Annotated in this window: 16 protein-coding genes; 6 read left to right on the top strand and 10 right to left on the bottom strand. The window is 60.5% G+C overall.

Translation table 11 applies throughout. From position 1 onward, the window contains the following. Positions 1 to 75: 75 nt before the first annotated feature. Positions 76 to 351, bottom strand: a complete 276-nt coding sequence (rpmA, locus tag KP808_RS03520) for a 50S ribosomal protein L27 (RefSeq protein ID WP_002551972.1) — start codon at positions 349 to 351, stop codon at positions 76 to 78. A 32-nt stretch (positions 352 to 383) separates the two neighbouring features. Next, on the bottom strand, positions 384 to 695 hold the full coding sequence (rplU, locus tag KP808_RS03515) for a 50S ribosomal protein L21 (protein ID WP_002551971.1): 312 nt from the start codon (positions 693 to 695) through the stop codon (positions 384 to 386). A gap of 239 nt (positions 696 to 934) precedes the next feature. On the opposite strand from rplU, the gene KP808_RS03510 reads away from it, so the two are divergent. Next, the gene (locus KP808_RS03510) at positions 935 to 1903 is read left to right on the top strand and encodes a polyprenyl synthetase family protein (RefSeq protein ID WP_058400303.1); all 969 of its coding nucleotides are present in this window, start codon (positions 935 to 937) and stop codon (positions 1901 to 1903) included. A gap of 81 nt (positions 1904 to 1984) precedes the next feature. Here the strand turns inward: KP808_RS03510 and KP808_RS03505 are convergent, their stop codons facing one another. The 5 genes from KP808_RS03505 to selD all read right to left on the bottom strand — a co-directional run bounded on the left by KP808_RS03505 (position 1985) and on the right by selD (position 6658). Continuing rightward, the gene (locus tag KP808_RS03505; RefSeq protein ID WP_058408748.1) at positions 1985 to 2881 is read right to left on the bottom strand and encodes a LysR family transcriptional regulator; all 897 of its coding nucleotides are present in this window, start codon (positions 2879 to 2881) and stop codon (positions 1985 to 1987) included. 58 nt (positions 2882 to 2939) lie between these two features. Beyond that, entirely contained in the window at positions 2940 to 3527 is a 588-nt protein-coding gene (locus KP808_RS03500) for an NAD(P)H-dependent oxidoreductase (protein ID WP_230017449.1), read from the bottom strand. Positions 3528 to 3725: 198 nt separating this feature from the next. Further along, entirely contained in the window at positions 3726 to 4490 is a 765-nt protein-coding gene (locus KP808_RS03495) for a sulfite exporter TauE/SafE family protein (RefSeq protein ID WP_230017448.1), read from the bottom strand. A 33-nt stretch (positions 4491 to 4523) separates the two neighbouring features. Then, complete coding sequence (gene mnmH / locus KP808_RS03490) at positions 4524 to 5624, bottom strand: tRNA 2-selenouridine(34) synthase MnmH (protein WP_230017447.1); 1101 nt, start codon at positions 5622 to 5624, stop codon at positions 4524 to 4526. Continuing rightward, positions 5624 to 6658, bottom strand: coding sequence for a selenide, water dikinase SelD (gene selD, locus KP808_RS03485; RefSeq protein WP_230017446.1), 1035 nt, complete (start codon positions 6656 to 6658; stop codon positions 5624 to 5626). The genes mnmH and selD overlap by 1 nt, the downstream gene beginning before the upstream one ends. 235 nt (positions 6659 to 6893) lie before the next feature. Between selD and KP808_RS03480 the strand changes: the two genes are divergently transcribed. The 4 genes from KP808_RS03480 to phnE are packed head-to-tail and all read left to right on the top strand — an operon-like array spanning position 6894 to position 10124. Then, entirely contained in the window at positions 6894 to 7745 is an 852-nt protein-coding gene (locus tag KP808_RS03480) for a putative selenate ABC transporter substrate-binding protein (RefSeq protein WP_058408752.1), read from the top strand. Next, on the top strand, positions 7742 to 8539 hold the full coding sequence (locus KP808_RS03475) for a phosphonate ABC transporter ATP-binding protein (protein WP_219170906.1): 798 nt from the start codon (positions 7742 to 7744) through the stop codon (positions 8537 to 8539). Before KP808_RS03480 ends, KP808_RS03475 begins: the two co-directional genes overlap by 4 nt. Continuing rightward, positions 8533 to 9360 (top strand): PhnE/PtxC family ABC transporter permease, encoded by an 828-nt coding sequence (locus tag KP808_RS03470; protein WP_230017445.1) that lies wholly within the window; start codon positions 8533 to 8535, stop codon positions 9358 to 9360. The genes KP808_RS03475 and KP808_RS03470 overlap by 7 nt, the downstream gene beginning before the upstream one ends. Then, positions 9357 to 10124, top strand: coding sequence for a phosphonate ABC transporter, permease protein PhnE (gene phnE, locus KP808_RS03465; RefSeq protein ID WP_058408755.1), 768 nt, complete (start codon positions 9357 to 9359; stop codon positions 10122 to 10124). Before KP808_RS03470 ends, phnE begins: the two co-directional genes overlap by 4 nt. Before the next feature lie 67 nt (positions 10125 to 10191). On the opposite strand, the gene ggt is transcribed toward phnE, so the two are convergent. The 3 genes from ggt to KP808_RS03450 all read right to left on the bottom strand — a co-directional run bounded on the left by ggt (position 10192) and on the right by KP808_RS03450 (position 14572). Next, positions 10192 to 11919, bottom strand: coding sequence for a gamma-glutamyltransferase (ggt, locus tag KP808_RS03460; RefSeq protein WP_230017444.1), 1728 nt, complete (start codon positions 11917 to 11919; stop codon positions 10192 to 10194). Positions 11920 to 12124: 205 nt separating this feature from the next. After that, positions 12125 to 13012 (bottom strand): 3-hydroxyisobutyrate dehydrogenase, encoded by an 888-nt coding sequence (gene mmsB, locus KP808_RS03455; RefSeq protein WP_219170902.1) that lies wholly within the window; start codon positions 13010 to 13012, stop codon positions 12125 to 12127. Between the two features lie 33 nt (positions 13013 to 13045). Next, positions 13046 to 14572 (bottom strand): CoA-acylating methylmalonate-semialdehyde dehydrogenase, encoded by a 1527-nt coding sequence (locus tag KP808_RS03450; protein ID WP_230017443.1) that lies wholly within the window; start codon positions 14570 to 14572, stop codon positions 13046 to 13048. 158 nt (positions 14573 to 14730) lie between these two features. Here KP808_RS03450 and KP808_RS03445 point away from each other — a divergent pair, with 158 nt between their 5' ends. Next, positions 14731 to 15678, top strand: coding sequence for a LysR family transcriptional regulator (locus tag KP808_RS03445; protein ID WP_230017442.1), 948 nt, complete (start codon positions 14731 to 14733; stop codon positions 15676 to 15678). The last annotated feature ends 158 nt before the right edge of the window (positions 15679 to 15836 follow it).

Genomic DNA, 15836 nt, shown 5'->3' with positions numbered 1-15836 from the left:
GAGACTCACCTGCCTCTCTACCTCTACAAACAAAAAAGCCCCGTCGCAAGACAGGGCTTTTAAGCAACTGCGTGATTACGCTGCGGAGACTTCAGTCTTCGGAACGATGCTCACGTAGCGGCGACCGAAGGCGCCCTTGACCTGAAACTTGATCACGCCTTCCACTTTCGCGAACAGGGTGTGATCTTTACCCATGCCAACGCCGTAGCCAGCGTGGAATTGGGTACCGCGCTGACGCACGATGATGTTGCCAGGAATGATAGCCTGGCCGCCATACATCTTCACGCCAAGGCGTTTGGCTTCTGAGTCGCGCCCGTTACGGGTACTACCACCAGCTTTTTTGTGTGCCATGAGTCAATTCTCCAAATGAGGATTAGGCTGAATTAAGCCTGAATACCTGTGATTTTGATCTCGGTGTACCACTGGCGGTGGCCCATACGCTTCATGTGGTGCTTACGACGACGGAACTTGATGATACGAACCTTATCGTGACGACCTTGCGAAACCACTTCAGCCACAACGGTAGCGCCAGCAACAACTGGAGCACCGATGTTGACGTCGTCGCCATTGCCAACCAGCAGAACGCGGTCGAAAGTGACGGATTCGCCAGTAGCGATTTCCAGTTTTTCAATTTTCAGGTATTCACCTGGGGCGACTTTGTACTGCTTGCCACCGGTAACAATTACTGCGTACATGGTATTTCTCCGAAAATCCTGCTCACCCAGCTCTTTATAAGAAGAGTATCGGCTGGCATGGCTGCATGGGGCTGGAACGGCCCGTTTGCATTGCGTAAGGCAGGTGCTGCCCAGGAAAGTTAGGGTGCGCGATTGTACGCAAGGCGTTCGTGTGTTGCAAGAGGCGGGTCGTCATACCTTGACACGCTCTACCCCGCGACCTAGCATGCGGCGCAACCTATCCGGAGCACGTGTCGCTGATGCAACCCCAAGCCTTCTATCGCGCGGTGGCGGACGACTTTAGTGCCGTTGACCTTATCATCAAAAAGCAACTGACGTCGCGCGTACCGCTGGTCTCGAAAATCGGTGATTACATTACGTCGGCAGGCGGCAAGCGTCTGCGTCCGTTGCTGGTACTGCTGTGTGGCAAGGCGCTGGGCCGCGAAGGCGATGACCTTCGCCTGCTGGCCGCCACCATCGAATTCCTCCACACCGCAACCCTGCTGCATGACGACGTCGTCGACATGTCCGGCATGCGTCGCGGTCGATCCACCGCCAACGCGCTGTGGGGCAATGCGCCCAGCGTGCTGGTCGGCGACTTCCTGTATTCGCGCTCGTTCGAAATGATGGTCGAACTGGGCTCGATGGAAGTCATGAGAATCCTGTCCAAGGCGACCCGTATCATTGCCGAAGGCGAAGTGCTGCAGTTGTCGAAGATTCGCGACGCCAGCACCACTGAAGAAACCTACATGGAAGTGATTCGCGGCAAGACAGCCATGCTGTTCGAAGCCTCGACTCACAGTGCCGCAGCCCTGTGCAACGCATCAGAGGTACAGAGCGAAGCGCTGCGCACCTTCGGCGACCACCTGGGCGTGGCTTTCCAGCTGGTCGATGACCTGCTGGACTACCGTGGCGATGCCGAAACCCTGGGCAAGAACGTCGGCGACGACCTCGCCGAAGGCAAGCCTACCCTGCCGCTGATCTACACCATGCGTGAAGGCAGCCCGGAGCAGGCCGCACTGGTTCGTCAGGCGATCCAGAAAGGTGGTCTGGAAGACCTGGAAAGCATTCGCAATGCCGTGGAAAGCGCCGGAGCGCTGGACTACACCGCACAACTGGCCCGTGACTATGCCGCCCGCGCGATTGCCTGTCTGGACGCCCTGCCGCCCAGCGAGTACCGGGATGCACTGGTCGAGCTGAGCGAGTTTGCGGTCGCCCGCACACACTGACAGCCATCGCAGCCGAAAAGCCCGTCCGGCGTGACGGGCTTTTTATTACCTGCGCACAACGCCCACCGCGCTCAAGCACCTTCAGTGTATGTAGCCAGCAAGCTTCTCCTGCATGAAATCCAGAAAACACTGAATCCTCAGCGCCAGTCGCGAATTGCGGTAGTACACGGCATGAATCGGCTGGCGATAGCCACTGTTGGCGCCTTTCAACAGACAGACCAGCCGCCCCTCGCGCAGGTCATCACGGGTCATGAAGTCGGAAAGACAGGCGATGCCCACGCCCTCCAGGACCAGATGGCGCAAGGTGTCACCGCTGGATGCCGAGATGGCAGGCTTGATGGACAGGCGATCGCCTTCAGCGTGGCGCAACGGCCATTGATTAAGAAATTCTACGTGTGTGAAACCCACCAATACGTGCTGCGCCAGTTCTTCTGCGGTTTTCGGGGTGCCGTGGCGTTGCAGGTAGGCCGGGCTGGCAACGATATTCAGCGGGCAACTGCCCAGCGAGCGGGCATGCAGGGTCGAGTCAGGCAGCGCGCCGATTCGAATGGCGATATCGGTGCTCTGCTCAAGCAGGTCGATGAACCAGTCATCGCTGTTGAGCTCCAGTTCGATGTCCGGGTAGCGCTGACGAAACTCCGCCACATGCGGCACGATGCAATGCAGCATGAACGGTGACGCGGCATTGACACGCAAACGGCCGGCGGGCGTCTGCCGGGAGGAAGAGAGCCTTTCTTCCAGGCTTTCCATCTGCTCAAGGATGTGACGCGCACGCTCCAGAAAGAACTTGCCCTCCTCGGTCAAGTCCATGCGCCGCGTGGTGCGGTTGATCAGCGTGGTTTCAAGCTTGGCTTCCAGACGCGACAGGGTACGGCTGACACCGGAGGGCGTCTGGCCCATTTTCTCTGCCGCTGCGGAAATCGAACCGCTTTCGATAACCGAGACAAACACCTGTAACTCATCGGATCGGGCTTTCATTGTTGTCCCCTGCTCAACACTCAGGGGATATTAACGCTGTTCAGTGCAAAGGTTGCGCTCACTGCGCAGCAAACACCTTGGCCAGATGAGCCTGGTAACGCTGCACATCCGCTTCGATATTGGGCATTTTCATCACGTCCACTGCCAGAAACGTCGGCAGCCCGGTCATACCCAGAAACTCGTTGGCCTTGTGAAACGGGAAGTACACCGCGTCGACACCCTTGGCCTCGAAGAAATCAGAAGCGTCATCGAAGGCTTTCTGTGGCGCATTCCAGGTCGCGGAAATCATGTATTGCTTGCCCTGCAGCAAGCCACCGCTGCCATACGTCTGCGACGCATCCGAACGGGTGCGGCCGTCATTGGCGTACAGGCTGCCGTGCCCTTCAGTGAACACTTCATCAATGTATTTTTTCACTGTCCACGGCGCACCCATCCACCAGCCAGGCATCTGCCAGACGATGGCATCAGCCCAGAGAAACTTCTGCACTTCCTCGGCCACGTTGTAACCGCCGTCGATGAAGGTTTCCTTCACATCAAAACCGGCGCGGTCCATGAACGCTACGCCTGCCTCGTGCAGGGTCGCGTTGTAGCGACCATCGGAGTGCGCGAACTGCTTGCCGCCGTTGAGGAACAATACTTTTTTCATGGCTGATCTCTCGCTACCCGACCCCGCCCGTTTTGAGGCTGAGATAGAGGTGATTAATGGATGAGCCGAGAGTAAAGAGATGCGCGCCTGTGAGTAAGACAGCGAAGGGCAAAATACTCTTGCCTCACAGTCACGAATGGCGCGATGACTATTGAGCGAAATGCGTGAGCGGATGAAGACAGGTTTACCCCATCAGGCTCAACCTTTTATCAACAGGTGCAGCCCCAAAAGGCCCATGCCGATGAAGAACACGCGCTTGAACAGCACCGCACTGACTCGCTGGCGCAGCCATTGCCCCAGCAGCATGCCCAACAGGGCCGGAATCAGCGCCAGCGTGGATGCGCCCAGTTCCGCGCCGCCCAGCGTGCCGTTCCACGACAGACCCGCCGCCAGCGCCAGCGTCGAGACGGTGAAGGACAACCCCAGCGCCTGGACCAACTGGTCGCGCTCAAGCCCCAGCGCCTGCAGATAAGGCACCACGGGAATCACGAATACCCCAGTGGCCGAAGCGATAACCCCGGTGATCAAACCGCACAGCGGGCCCAACCAGCGCTCGGCAGCGGCAGCAACCCTGAAGGTCGGCAAAAACAGCCCGCTCAGTGCGTAGAGAAACAACGCGCCACCCAACGCGCGGGTCATTGAATGACCGCCACTCATGCCCAGCCAGAACGCCCCGGCCAGAGTGCCGATGAAAATCATGCTCAGCATCGGCCATAGCCGCTTCAGCAAAGGCCGCAGATTGCCACCCGTCGCCAGTTGCCAGACATTGGTGAACGTCGACGGGATGATCAGTAGCGCCGCAGCCTGCGCCGGCAGCATGGCCAGTCCCAGCAACCCCATTGCCACCGTGGGCAAGCCCAGGCCGATGACACCCTTGACCGTTCCGGCCAGCAGAAAGGTGCCGATCACCAGAGCCGAAAGGCCCCAGCCCAGCGTTTGATAGAAATCGAGAATCGAGTGCATGGCGTCCCTTGCCAGATGGATAGAGGTCGAGGCTTAACCTTTTACTGAGCGCTCGCGCAGGTAGGCCAGCACTTGCGCTTGATCACCTGCGAATTCGATACGCGCCGCCTTGTGTTCGCGCTGGTAAGCGTACATCGGGTCGTAGTACTCGCCGAGCAGCCCTTCGATCCAGCCTCGGTGCAGATCAACCGCACCGCTACGATGCTGTTCTTCCAGCGCCGCCTGCATAAGGCCCGACAGGCGTTGGTGACGCTCGCCGCCGAGGCGTTTGTGAATGTTGTTCAGGCTTTGCAACAGGCGCTCGGCAAACAAGCCAAAGCCCTGCTCTTCGCCATTGACGGTTATGAACTCTGCACAGAGGTTGATCACGTAATCATCGAGAATCCGCTCGACGCGATTCTCGAAGCTGTCTTCCAGCCAGACCATCGGGCAGCCCTGCATTGTTTGATGCAGCTCCAGCGGCACGTTGCAACTGCCGACCAGACGGCTTTCATCTTCCACGACGAATTGTTCGATACCGGCTGCACGCTTCTTGAGCAGGTCGATGGCCAGCCGGTTCTCGAAGTCGATCTGCGCCGGTTGCCCGGTGGCACGCTTGCCGAAGCTGGAGCCGCGGTGGTTGGCGATGGCTTCCAGGTCCAGGCTGTTGCGCAGTTGCGTCAACACTTCGGTCTTGCCCGTGCCGGTCATTCCGCCGAGCACGACGATCTCGCATTCGCTCACCGCCTCGTGCAGGGTATCCAGCAGGAACGTGCGCATCGCCTTGTAACCGCCAAGAACCCGTGGGTAGTCGACCCCGGCATCCTTCAGCCAGCGCTGTACCGTCTGCGAGCGCAGCCCGCCGCGAAAGCAATACAGGTAGCCATCCGGATTGGCCTTGGCGAACTCGACCCACGCATTGACGCGTTCATCCTTGACCTGACCACAGACCAATTGATGCCCAAGCTGGATAGCGGCGTCCTGGCCGTGTTGCTTGTAGCAGGTGCCGACCTTCTGCCGCTCGATGTCATTCATCAGCGGCAGGTTGATCACACCAGGAAAAGCCCCCTTGGAAAACTCCACCGGAGCACGAGCGTCCATCATCGGCACGTCGTTGAGAAACAACGCGCGGTAGTCGCTGCTGTTGTCGGCCATCAGAACACCTCGACGGCGTGGGTCTGTCGCTCGTGCAGGGTGCCGATAGGGTTGAGCAGCAGACCCAGTTCGGCGGCCACGATCAGAAACTCGGCTTCACCTTCAGGGCTGACCGCGACCAGCAAACCGCCGCTGGTCTGCGGATCACACAGCAGGTCACGCTGGGCGTCGGTCAGTGTGCCGATCCTGTCGCCGTAACTTTCAAAATTGCGCAACGTGCCGCCCGGCACACAGCCCTCGGCAATGTAATACTCGACGCCGGGCAGGCGCGGTACAGCGGCGTAATCCAGACGAGCGGTCAAGCCTGCACCATCAGCCATTTCAACCAGATGCCCGAGCAGACCGAAGCCCGTGACATCGGTCATTGCCAGCACCCCGGCCAGCTTGCCGAAGCGACTGCCCGGCTTGTTCAAGGTGCACATCCAGTCGCGCGCCAGACCGATGTCTTCATCACGCAACTTCGACTTTTTCTCGGCAGTAGTGAGGATGCCAATGCCCAACGGCTTGGTCAGGTACAAGGTGCATCCCGCCAAGGCAGTGTCGTTGCGTTTCATGTGCTTTTTCTGCACCACACCAGTTACAGCCAGACCGAAGATCGGCTCCGGTGCATCGATGGAGTGCCCGCCAGCCAGCGGAATACCGGCAGCGTCGCAGACGGCACGACCACCGCGAATGACTTCACGCGCCACTTCTGGCGGGAGGATATTGACCGGCCAGCCGAGGATGGCGATGGCCATCAGCGGATCGCCGCCCATCGCATAGATATCACTAATGGCATTGGTCGCGGCGATACGGCCGAAGTCGAACGGGTCATCGACGATTGGCATGAAGAAGTCAGTGGTCGAGACCACGCCGCGCTCGTCATCCAGTGCATACACCGCCGCGTCATCGCGCGAGGCATTGCCGACCCAGAGCTTGGGGTCGAGGTTCTGAGCGCCGCTGCCAGCGAGGATCACGTCCAGCACCTTGGGGGAAATCTTGCAGCCACACCCTGCTCCGTGACTGTACTGGGTCAGGCGGATTGGCTCGTTCATCGCGACACTCTCGGTTACCGGGAAACAGGCTGCGGAGTCTAGGGGCTGTTCCCTTATCAGCGCAAACCGCATCGCCCACCGGTTGTGCCTCGGGGCCAAGAACCTGCTGAACTGGCCTTTCTCGCCATGCCTCTTATAATCCCCGCGCATCACCACCGAATTCTGTGAAGCGCCGCCTGCTGATGCACGCGGGCTTTGCCTTATCCTTCTTCCGCTATTGAACCGGAGAACCTCCATGCTCAAGCGTACCCTGGCGCTCGCCGCCGGCCTTGCCCTGTCCTTCTCCGCGCTGACCAGCCATGCGGCCGACACCCTTCGCGTCTCGGCCATTCCCGATGAAGCGCCCACCGAACTGCTACGCAAGTTCAAGCCGCTGGGTGCCTATCTGGAACAACGCCTGGGCATGAAAGTCGAGTTCGTTCCGGTCGCCGATTACCCGGCAGTGGTCGAGGCGCTGGCCACTGACCGGCTCGACATGGCCTGGCTGGGCGGCTTCACCTTCGTTCAGGTCAACCTCAAGACCGGTAACGCCGTGCCGCTGGTACAGCGTGAGCAGGACGCCAAGTTCACCAGCAAATTCATCACCTCCGATCCGAGTGTGAAAACCCTGGCGGACCTCAAGGGCAAGACGTTTGCCTTTGGCTCGGTGTCGTCCACTTCCGGCAGCCTGATGCCGCGTTATTTCATGCTCAAGGAAAACATCAAGCCGGAAACGTTCTTCAGCCGCGTCGCCTACTCCGGCGCGCATGACGCGACCGCTGCCTGGGTTCAAGCGGGCAAGGTCGATGCAGGCGTGCTCAACGCCAGCGTCTGGGACAAACTGGTCGCCAGCGGCAAGGTCGACACCAACAAGGTTCACGTCTTCCAGACCACACCGGCTTATTTCGACTACAACTGGACCGTGCGCGGCAGCCTCGACCCGGCGCTGGCGGCGAAGATCAAACAGGCCTTCCTTGACCTTGACCCGGCCAACCCGGAGCAGAAGGCAATCCTTGATCTTCAGGCTGCCAGCCGCTTCATCGAGACCAAACCAGAGAACTACAAAGGCATCGAAGAAGCCGCTCGCGCTGCCGACCTGCTGAAATGACCCTGCGTCTGTCCGGCATCGAACTGCGCCACAGCGACGGCACGCTGGCGTTGCGCGACCTGGACCTGAGCATTGATCGCGGCGAGCGGGTGGCGATCATCGGGCCGTCGGGTGCGGGCAAGACAACGCTGCTCAATCTGCTGGCCAGCGCGTTGCCGCCCAGTGCCGGACAACTGGAAGTGCTGGGGGCTGATCCCTGGCAGCTCTCCAGCAAACGCCGCCAGCGACTGCGCAGCCGCATTGCGCTGGTCCATCAGGCACCGCCGTTACCCGCGCGCCAGCGGGTCATCACTGCGGTGTCGGCGGGCAAGCTTGGTCAATGGGGGCTGGGTAAAAGCCTGCTGAATCTGCTGCACCCACTGGACGTTCCCGGCACCCGCGAAGTGCTGGCACGTCTGGACCTCGCAGACAAATTGTTCGAGCGCTGCCAGCAGTTGTCTGGCGGGCAGCTGCAACGCGTCGGCATTGCCCGTGCCTTGTATCAGGCACCTGAACTGCTGCTGGCCGACGAGCCGGTTTCGGCGATGGACCCGCGTCTGGCCGATCACACCCTGGCGCTACTGTGTCAGCACGCCATCGAGCACCACGTGACGCTGGTCGCCAGCCTGCATGCGGTGGAACTGGCGCTGGCGCACTTTCCGCGAATCATCGGGGTGCGCGACGGGCAAATTCACTTCGATCTCGCCGCTAATGAGGTCGACCGGCAGCATCTCGACACCCTGTATGCCAATGAACAACTGAGCCCTCAGCCCGCCCCGGATGTGGCTGAAACACTCTGGACACCGCGATGCTGAGTCGGGATCAGCGCGACCCGGCGGCAACGCCACGCCTATTGCTGACGCTGCTGGCTGTCGCACTGCTCTGGCCAGGCATTCGGCTGGCCGAACTGAACCCGTTTGTATTGCTGCAAGCCGATAACGCCAGGACGATGGGCAACTTTCTCGCCGGGTTCTGGCCTGTGGCGCACTCTGCGGAATTCCTCGGGCTGTTGCTGGAGGCGACATTGCAAACCCTGGCTATCGCCACGGCTGGCATCGCCCTTGCTCTGCTGCTGGCCGTTCCGGCAAGCCTGCTCGCCAGCAAGGCGCTGTCCCTGTCGGCCGCCTCACGCGGCGGGCGTCCCGGCTGGCTCGGCCAATGCCTGCGCTGGCCGGTGCGCGGCATATTGATCTTCCTGCGCAGCGTGCCGGAAATCGTCTGGGCGCTGCTGTTCGTGCGCGCGGTCGGCCTGGGTCCGACGGCGGGCGTGCTGGCCATCACCATCACTTACGCAGGCATGCTCGGTAAGGTGTACGCGGAGATTTTCGAATCAGTGGACCAACGCCCGGCCCACGCCCTGCTCCAGGCCGGCAGCGGACGGCTGACCGCGCTGGCTTACGGCATCCTGCCCAACGCGGCCGCCGAATTGACGTCCTACACTGTGTACCGCTGGGAGTGCGCCGTGCGCGCTTCGGTGGTCATGGGTTTCGTCGGCGCAGGCGGACTGGGTCAGCAGATCGACCTGTCGATGCGCATGTTCGCCGGTGACGAAGTGGCGAGCATGCTGCTGACCTTCCTGCTGCTGGTGCTGCTCGCCGACCAGCTCAGCCGCTTGCTGCGCAGGCAGTTCACATGAAGCGCGCAGGCAATCTGCTGCTGGTGCTGACGATGATTGCGGCAGTGATCGCATCGTTTGTGTACCTCGGCCTCGACCTGTTCACCCTGGGCAGTCACGACAACCTGACGCAGATGGGCCGTTACGCATTGCGCTTCATGAGCCCGGACCTCAGCAGTGAGCATTTGCAGGCAATCGGCCAGGGCGCTCTGGAAACGCTGGCCATGTCGGCACTTGGCACGTTGCTGGCTGCCATCGCAGGTTTGTTGCTGGCATTGCCCGCTGCCGGTCGCCTGGGCTGGCCGTTGCGCAGCGTGAGTCGTCTGCTGCTCAATGCACTGCGTGCCATTCCGGAACTGGTGTGGGCCGTATTGATGGTGCTCGCTGCAGGCCTGGGACCCAACGCGGGCACTCTGGCGCTTGCACTGCACACCACTGGCGTGCTCGGCAGACTGTTTGCCGAAGCGCTGGAAAACACCGCGCCCGAGCCCGCCGCTGCCATTCGTCTGCAAGGCGGTAGCGCCTGGCAGGCATTCGGCTATGGCACCCTGCCCAACCTGTGGCCGCAGTTGCTGGCCTACACGCTGTACCGCTGGGAAAACAACATTCGCATGGCCAGCGTGCTGGGTTTTGTCGGCGCGGGCGGGCTGGGGCAGATGCTGTACGTCAGCCTCAGCCTGTTTCAGGAAGCGCAGGCCAGTACCGTGATTCTGGCGATGCTGATTCTGGTGTTCGCCGTTGACGCGTTGAGCAGCTGGAGCAGACAGCGCTGGGTGCGTAACTGAGCAGACCTCAGAAAGCAAAACGCCACGACCCTGAAGCTCAGGGCCGCGGCGTGATCAGCAGCGTGACTCAGTAGCCCAGCGACAACCCGGTGTTGCGACGCGGGTCGTTGGCACCGTAGAAGCGGTTGTTACCGATCGGTTTGCCGCCCAGCGAAGGCGCGCCGACCAGAATCGCCGCCACATGATTGAGTGGCTGCGGACCGGCAAACTTGTGGCCCCAGCTCTCAAGAATCTTCAGTGTGTCGGGGCTGACCGCGAAGGTATCGATGTTGGTTGCCTCAGGCTGCCATTGCTGATGGAAACGCGGCGCGTCCACAGCTTCCTGAATGTTCATACCGTAGTCGATGACGTTGAGCATGGTCAGCAACGTCGCGGTAATGATGCGACTGCCGCCTGGCGTGCCGACAACCATCACGGCCTTGCCGTCCTTGGTGACGATGGTCGGGCTCATCGAAGACAGCGGCGTCTTGCCCGGGGCGATGGCGTTGGCTTCGCCCTGCACCAGACCGTACATGTTGGGTACGCCGACCTTGACGGTGAAGTCATCCATTTCGTCGTTGAGAATCACACCGGTCTTGCTGGCCATGACGCCCGCGCCGAACCAGTTGTTCAGGGTGTAGGTCACCGATACCGCATTGCCCCATTTATCGACAATCGAATAATGGGTGGTGTTGCTGCCTTCATGGGGCGCGACGCCCGGTTTTATCTTGTTTGAGTCACCGGCTTTTTGCGGCTCGATGGCCTCACGCAGCTTGGCCGCGTACTTGACGTCCAGCAGGTGCTCGACCGGATTCTTGACGAAATCCGGGTCGCCCAGATAGCTGTTGCGGTCTACGTACGCATGACGCATGGCTTCGATCTGATAATGCATACCCTGCGCCGAGCGGAAGCCCAGCTCTTTCATCGGGTAGCCTTCGAGGATGTTGAGAATCTGGCAGATGACCACACCACCGGAACTTGGAGGTGGCGCTGACACGACGTGGTAGCCACGGTAGTCGCATTCGACCGGAGCCAGCTCGCGGGTCTTGTAATGGTCAAGGTCGGCCTGGGTGATGATGCCCTTGCCAGCCTGGCTTGAATCGACCAGCGCCTTGGCGACCCAGCCTTTGTAGAAACCATCGCTGCCCTTGTCGGAGATTTCTTTAAGGGTCTTGGCCAGGTCTTTCTGCACCAGTTTCTGACCGACCTGCATCGGCTCGCCCTTGTCGAGGAAGATCGACCCGGAGTCGGCCATGTCTGCCTTGAACACATCCGTGGCGCTCGACAGCATGTCGACGTCGCCCTGGCCCAGCACAAAACCTTCCTCGGCCAGCTTGATCGCCGGGGCGATGACTTCTTCGCGTTTGCGGGTGCCATACTTGCTCAGAGCCATTTCCATGCCGGACACGGTGCCCGGCACGCCGACAGCCAGATGGCCCTTGGCACTAAGATCAGGGATGACCTTGCCGTCCTTGTCCAGGTACATATCGGCGGTGGCCGCCAACGGTGCCTTTTCACGGAAGTCGAGGAAAGTCTTGCGCCCGTCGGCCAGCTGAATGGTCATGAAACCACCGCCGCCGAGGTTGCCGGCAGCGGGATAGACCACCGCCAGCGCGTAGCCGACCGCTACGGCCGCATCGACCGCATTGCCGCCAGCCTTGAGTACATCGACACCCACGTGGGTAGCCAGGTGCTGAGCCGTCACGACCATGTCGTTTTCGGCAGCGACCGGGGCTTGTGACGCGGCGAATGTGGGGGAATACGCGACAATCAGTGCCGTCGCGATCAACGATCTGGCGAGGGGTTCGAACTTCATGGTCGATCTCTTCTTTTTCTGGGTCAGGGACGTTTGATGAGTGAAGCGCCAGCCTCCGGGCGAGGATGCGGCGCTTCTCGTCGAAGCGTACCGAGCATCCCTGCGCTGATCTGACGAGGTCCAAAGTAGCCGGTTCTGCCGCGTTTTCCTAATGTAAAAACCGGATACACAGCAACGCCCCACTGATTCCCGACACGGGTGACGCCTAGGATTTCGGGCGATACCCCTCAATGATCGCCGAGAAATCCTTGCCGCCATCACCGCGCAGGCTCATGGCCTGGTACAGCTGTTGCGCCACTGCGCCGAGGATGACCGGCTGATGCGCAGCGCGCGCGGCCTCGGTTGCAAGGCCCAGGTCCTTGAGCATCAACTCGGCGCCAAAGCCACCGCTGTAACCGCGCGACGCGGGAGCGGTTTCGACGATGCCGGGCCACGGGTTGTAGGCCTCAGAACTCCAGCAACGACCGGTCGAGGTATTGATGATGCCGGCCAGCACTTGGGTATCGATACCCAGTGCATTGCCCAGCGCCATGGACTCGGCCACGCCGATCATGGAAATCGCCAGCAGCATGTTGTTGCAGATCTTGGCAATCTGGCCGGTGCCCACGTCACCACAATGCACGATGTTGCGGCCCATCTGCTCCAGCACCGGTTTGAGCACGGCAAAGTGCTCGACAGAACCACCGACCATGAAGGTCAACGTCCCGGCCTGCGCGCCACCGGTGCCGCCCGACACCGGCGCGTCGCCCAACACCACGCCTTGCTGTGCGGCGACAGCGGCGATGTCACGGATGGTCTGCGGGTCGATGGTGCTGCAATCAACCGCCGGAACGCCGGGTGAGATGCCTTTCAGCACGCCGTCGTCGTTCAGGTACACACTACGCACATGCGCCGCAGCAGGCAGCATGGTGATGACCAGCTCGCTGCCTTCGGCGGCCTGCCGGGGTGAGTCGCTGACCTGTGCGCCCAGTCCGGCGAATTCAGCCAGTACGCTCTTGTTGAGGTCGAATACCTGCAAGCTGTGTCCGGCCTTGATCAGGTTGCGGGCCATGGGCGCGCCCATGTTGCCCAGACCGATAAATGCGATGTTCATTATTGTTCTCCTGGTCTGGCTGAGAGGCTGTGCTCAACGCAAATTGATCGTGGTATTCACGCCGTCGTTCACGCTGTCGTCATCGAACCAGCGGCTGGTAACGGTCTTGGTCTGAGTGTAGAACTGCACCACCTGTTTGCCATACGGTCCCAGGTCACCCAGTTTGGAACCTCGCGAGCCGGTGAAGCTGAAAAACGGCACCGGTACCGGAATCGGAATATTGATCCCGACCTGCCCGACATCGATCTCGCTTTGAAACTTGCGCGCCGCCGCGCCGCTCTGGGTGAACAAGCCAGTGCCGTTGCCGAACGGGTTGGCGTTGACCAGCGCGATAGCCTCATCGAGGGTATCGACCTCCAGCACAACCAGCACCGGTCCGAAAATTTCCTGGGTGTAGATCTGCATGTCGGTGGTGACACCCGAGAACAGCGTCGGCCCTATGAAATTGCCGCCCTCGTAACCCGGCACCGAAACCTCGCGACCGTCCAGTTCCAGCGTCGCGCCTTCACGCACACCGCTCTCGATGAGGTCCAGAATGCGTTGTTTGGCCCGTCGTGAAATCACCGGCCCGATGTCAGTGCCCGGCTCCTTACCGGCATTGACCTTGAGAGTCTGCGCCCGTGCCTTTAGGTCGGGCAGCCACTGTCTAGACGCGCCGACCAGCACCACCACAGAGGTCGCCATGCACCGCTGACCCGCCGCACCGAAACCCGCGCCCACCAGCGCGTTCAGCGTTTGCTCACGGTTGGCATCGGGTAGCACCACGGCATGATTCTTCGCCCCCATCATTGCCTGCACCCGCTTGCCATGCCGACCGGCCAGATCGTAGACATGCGTGCCGACAGCGGTCGAACCGACAAAGGAAACAGCCTTGATGTCCTTGTGAGTGCAGATCGCGTCCACCACGTCCTTGCCGCCATGCACCACATTCAGCACGCCGGCCGGCACTCCGGCCTCAATCGCCAATTCAACCAGCAACAGCGTCGACAGCGGGTCCTGCTCAGAAGGTTTGAGGACAAAGGTATTGCCACAGGCAATCGCCATCGGAAACATCCACAGCGGAATCATCGCCGGGAAGTTGAACGGCGTGATCCCCGCGCAGACGCCGATGGGCTGGCGCAAGGTGTAGGTGTCCACGCCACTGGCAACGTTTTCGGCAAACTCGCCCATTTGCAGCGTGCCGATCGAACACGCATGCTCGACCACCTCAAGGCCGCGAAAAATATCGCCCTCGGCATCGGCCAGGGTCTTGCCTTGCTCGGCACTCAATACCGCCGCAATGCGTTTGGAGTGTTCGCGGATCAGCGCCTGCAATTTGAGCATGATGCGCATACGCACACCGACAGGCGTTTCGCGCCAGGTGCGATAGGCCGCGTGAGCCGCAGCGACAGCAGCGTCCACTTCACTGGCAGTGGCAAATGGCACCTGAGCGAGGATTTCCTGAGTCGCAGGGTTGACGATGTCTTGCCATTCGCTGCTTTGCGAGTCAGTCCACTCGCCGTTGATCAGCAGCTTTACGCGAGCAACGGTGGTTGTGGTGTCGTTCAACGAGGCGTTCATTTCAGCGGTTCTCCCTCCAGCAAACCACGCATCCAGCGCATGTACAGATGGATCGCCGTGGTCTCCCGGCAGTCTTGTTTTTGAGTTGGTCAGGGGGCGTGCTTTGGAGTATAGATGTGCAAACTTCTAACAAGAATGCAGATAAAAGCAGGGTCAACATGCAAAAAAACATCACCTCCCTAGGGCTGTTGAACTGGGATGACCTGAAGTTTTTCCTCGAAGTGGCACGCACCCGTAAAGTCAGCAGCGCAGCCCGGCGCCTGGCCGTTGACTACACCACCGTGTCGCGACGCATCAACTCGCTGGAAACCTCGCTGGGCACACTGCTGTTCGAAAAGTCGCGCAACAACGGCTTCATCATGACCGCCGAAGGTCAGCGCCTGCTGGGCTATGCCGAGTCCATCGAAAGCACACTGCACATGGCCTGCGAACAGGTTTCCGGGTCCAGCGTCGCGTTATCCGGGCATATCCGCATGGGCTGCACCGAAGGCTTCGGCAGCTTTTTCATCACCCCGCAACTGAGCCACTTTCTCGACAGCTACCCGAGTATTTCGCTGGATATCCTGCCGCTGCCGCACTTCATCAGCCTGTCGAAACGCGAGGCAGACATCGTCATCGCCCTGGAGCGCCCGGAACACGGCCCCTATGTGTGTTGCAAACTCTGCGATTACAGCCTGCGCCTGTACGCGACCCAGACGTATCTGGACAACCACCCGGCCATCGAGCAAAAAGCCGATCTGAGCGAGCACGTCTTCATCAGCTACGTCGACGATCTGGCGTTCAGCTCCGAGCTGCTGTACCTGAGCAACCTGCTGCCCAACGCCCAGGCACAACTGCGCAGCACCAGCGTCATCGCCCAATACACCGCCGCACTACAAGGCCGCGCACTGGCGATCCTGCCGTGCTTTCTGGCCGCCCAGGACCCGCGACTGCTGCCGGTGCTGGCGGAAGAAGTGAACATCACTCGTCAATTCTGGATGTATTGCCGCGAGGATTTGAGGAAGCTCAAGCGGATTACGTTGCTGTGGGATTACATTCGGGAGGTGACGGAGTTGAATAAGGGGTTTTTGTTGGGGGAGAAGGCGGAGTTACGGTTTTCGAGATGATGCGCAAGAAGTTGCCTGGTCATGCCGTGTAACAGACGCACTGAATAGCTGAGGAGCAAGCTTCACGTACGTTTCGAGGCGCTGCGCAACATCGCGAAAAAGCGCGCAAGATGATGCGCAGATTTTGCTGCTTTTTTTGCTCCACGCACCTAAAACCC

It is taken from the genome of Pseudomonas savastanoi (assembly GCF_020917325.1).
In the GTDB taxonomy this organism is placed as follows: Bacteria; Pseudomonadota; Gammaproteobacteria; order Pseudomonadales; family Pseudomonadaceae; genus Aquipseudomonas; species Aquipseudomonas amygdali.
Note: the sequence above shows the minus strand (reverse complement) of the source record. Positions and strands in the feature narration are given on the sequence as shown.

Bases quoted from the DNA above. Each gene is read 5' to 3' on its own strand.
- KP808_RS03500 (WP_230017449.1), bottom strand. From the start codon at position 3,527: ATGAAAAAAGTATTGTTCCTCAACGGCGGCAAGCAGTTCGCGCACTCC.
- rpmA (WP_002551972.1), bottom strand. From the start codon at position 351: ATGGCACACAAAAAAGCTGGTGGTAGTACCCGTAACGGGCGCGACTCA.
- mmsB (WP_219170902.1), bottom strand. From the start codon at position 13,012: ATGAACATCGCATTTATCGGTCTGGGCAACATGGGCGCGCCCATGGCC.
- KP808_RS03480 (WP_058408752.1), top strand. From the start codon at position 6,894: ATGCTCAAGCGTACCCTGGCGCTCGCCGCCGGCCTTGCCCTGTCCTTC.
- ggt (WP_230017444.1), bottom strand. From the start codon at position 11,919: ATGAAGTTCGAACCCCTCGCCAGATCGTTGATCGCGACGGCACTGATT.
- KP808_RS03495 (WP_230017448.1), bottom strand. From the start codon at position 4,490: ATGCACTCGATTCTCGATTTCTATCAAACGCTGGGCTGGGGCCTTTCG.
- KP808_RS03510 (WP_058400303.1), top strand. From the start codon at position 935: ATGCAACCCCAAGCCTTCTATCGCGCGGTGGCGGACGACTTTAGTGCC.
- phnE (WP_058408755.1), top strand. From the start codon at position 9,357: ATGAAGCGCGCAGGCAATCTGCTGCTGGTGCTGACGATGATTGCGGCA.
- KP808_RS03450 (WP_230017443.1), bottom strand. From the start codon at position 14,572: ATGAACGCCTCGTTGAACGACACCACAACCACCGTTGCTCGCGTAAAG.
- selD (WP_230017446.1), bottom strand. From the start codon at position 6,658: ATGAACGAGCCAATCCGCCTGACCCAGTACAGTCACGGAGCAGGGTGT.
- rplU (WP_002551971.1), bottom strand. From the start codon at position 695: ATGTACGCAGTAATTGTTACCGGTGGCAAGCAGTACAAAGTCGCCCCA.
- KP808_RS03470 (WP_230017445.1), top strand. From the start codon at position 8,533: ATGCTGAGTCGGGATCAGCGCGACCCGGCGGCAACGCCACGCCTATTG.
- KP808_RS03475 (WP_219170906.1), top strand. From the start codon at position 7,742: ATGACCCTGCGTCTGTCCGGCATCGAACTGCGCCACAGCGACGGCACG.
- mnmH (WP_230017447.1), bottom strand. From the start codon at position 5,624: ATGGCCGACAACAGCAGCGACTACCGCGCGTTGTTTCTCAACGACGTG.
- KP808_RS03445 (WP_230017442.1), top strand. From the start codon at position 14,731: ATGCAAAAAAACATCACCTCCCTAGGGCTGTTGAACTGGGATGACCTG.
- KP808_RS03505 (WP_058408748.1), bottom strand. From the start codon at position 2,881: ATGAAAGCCCGATCCGATGAGTTACAGGTGTTTGTCTCGGTTATCGAA.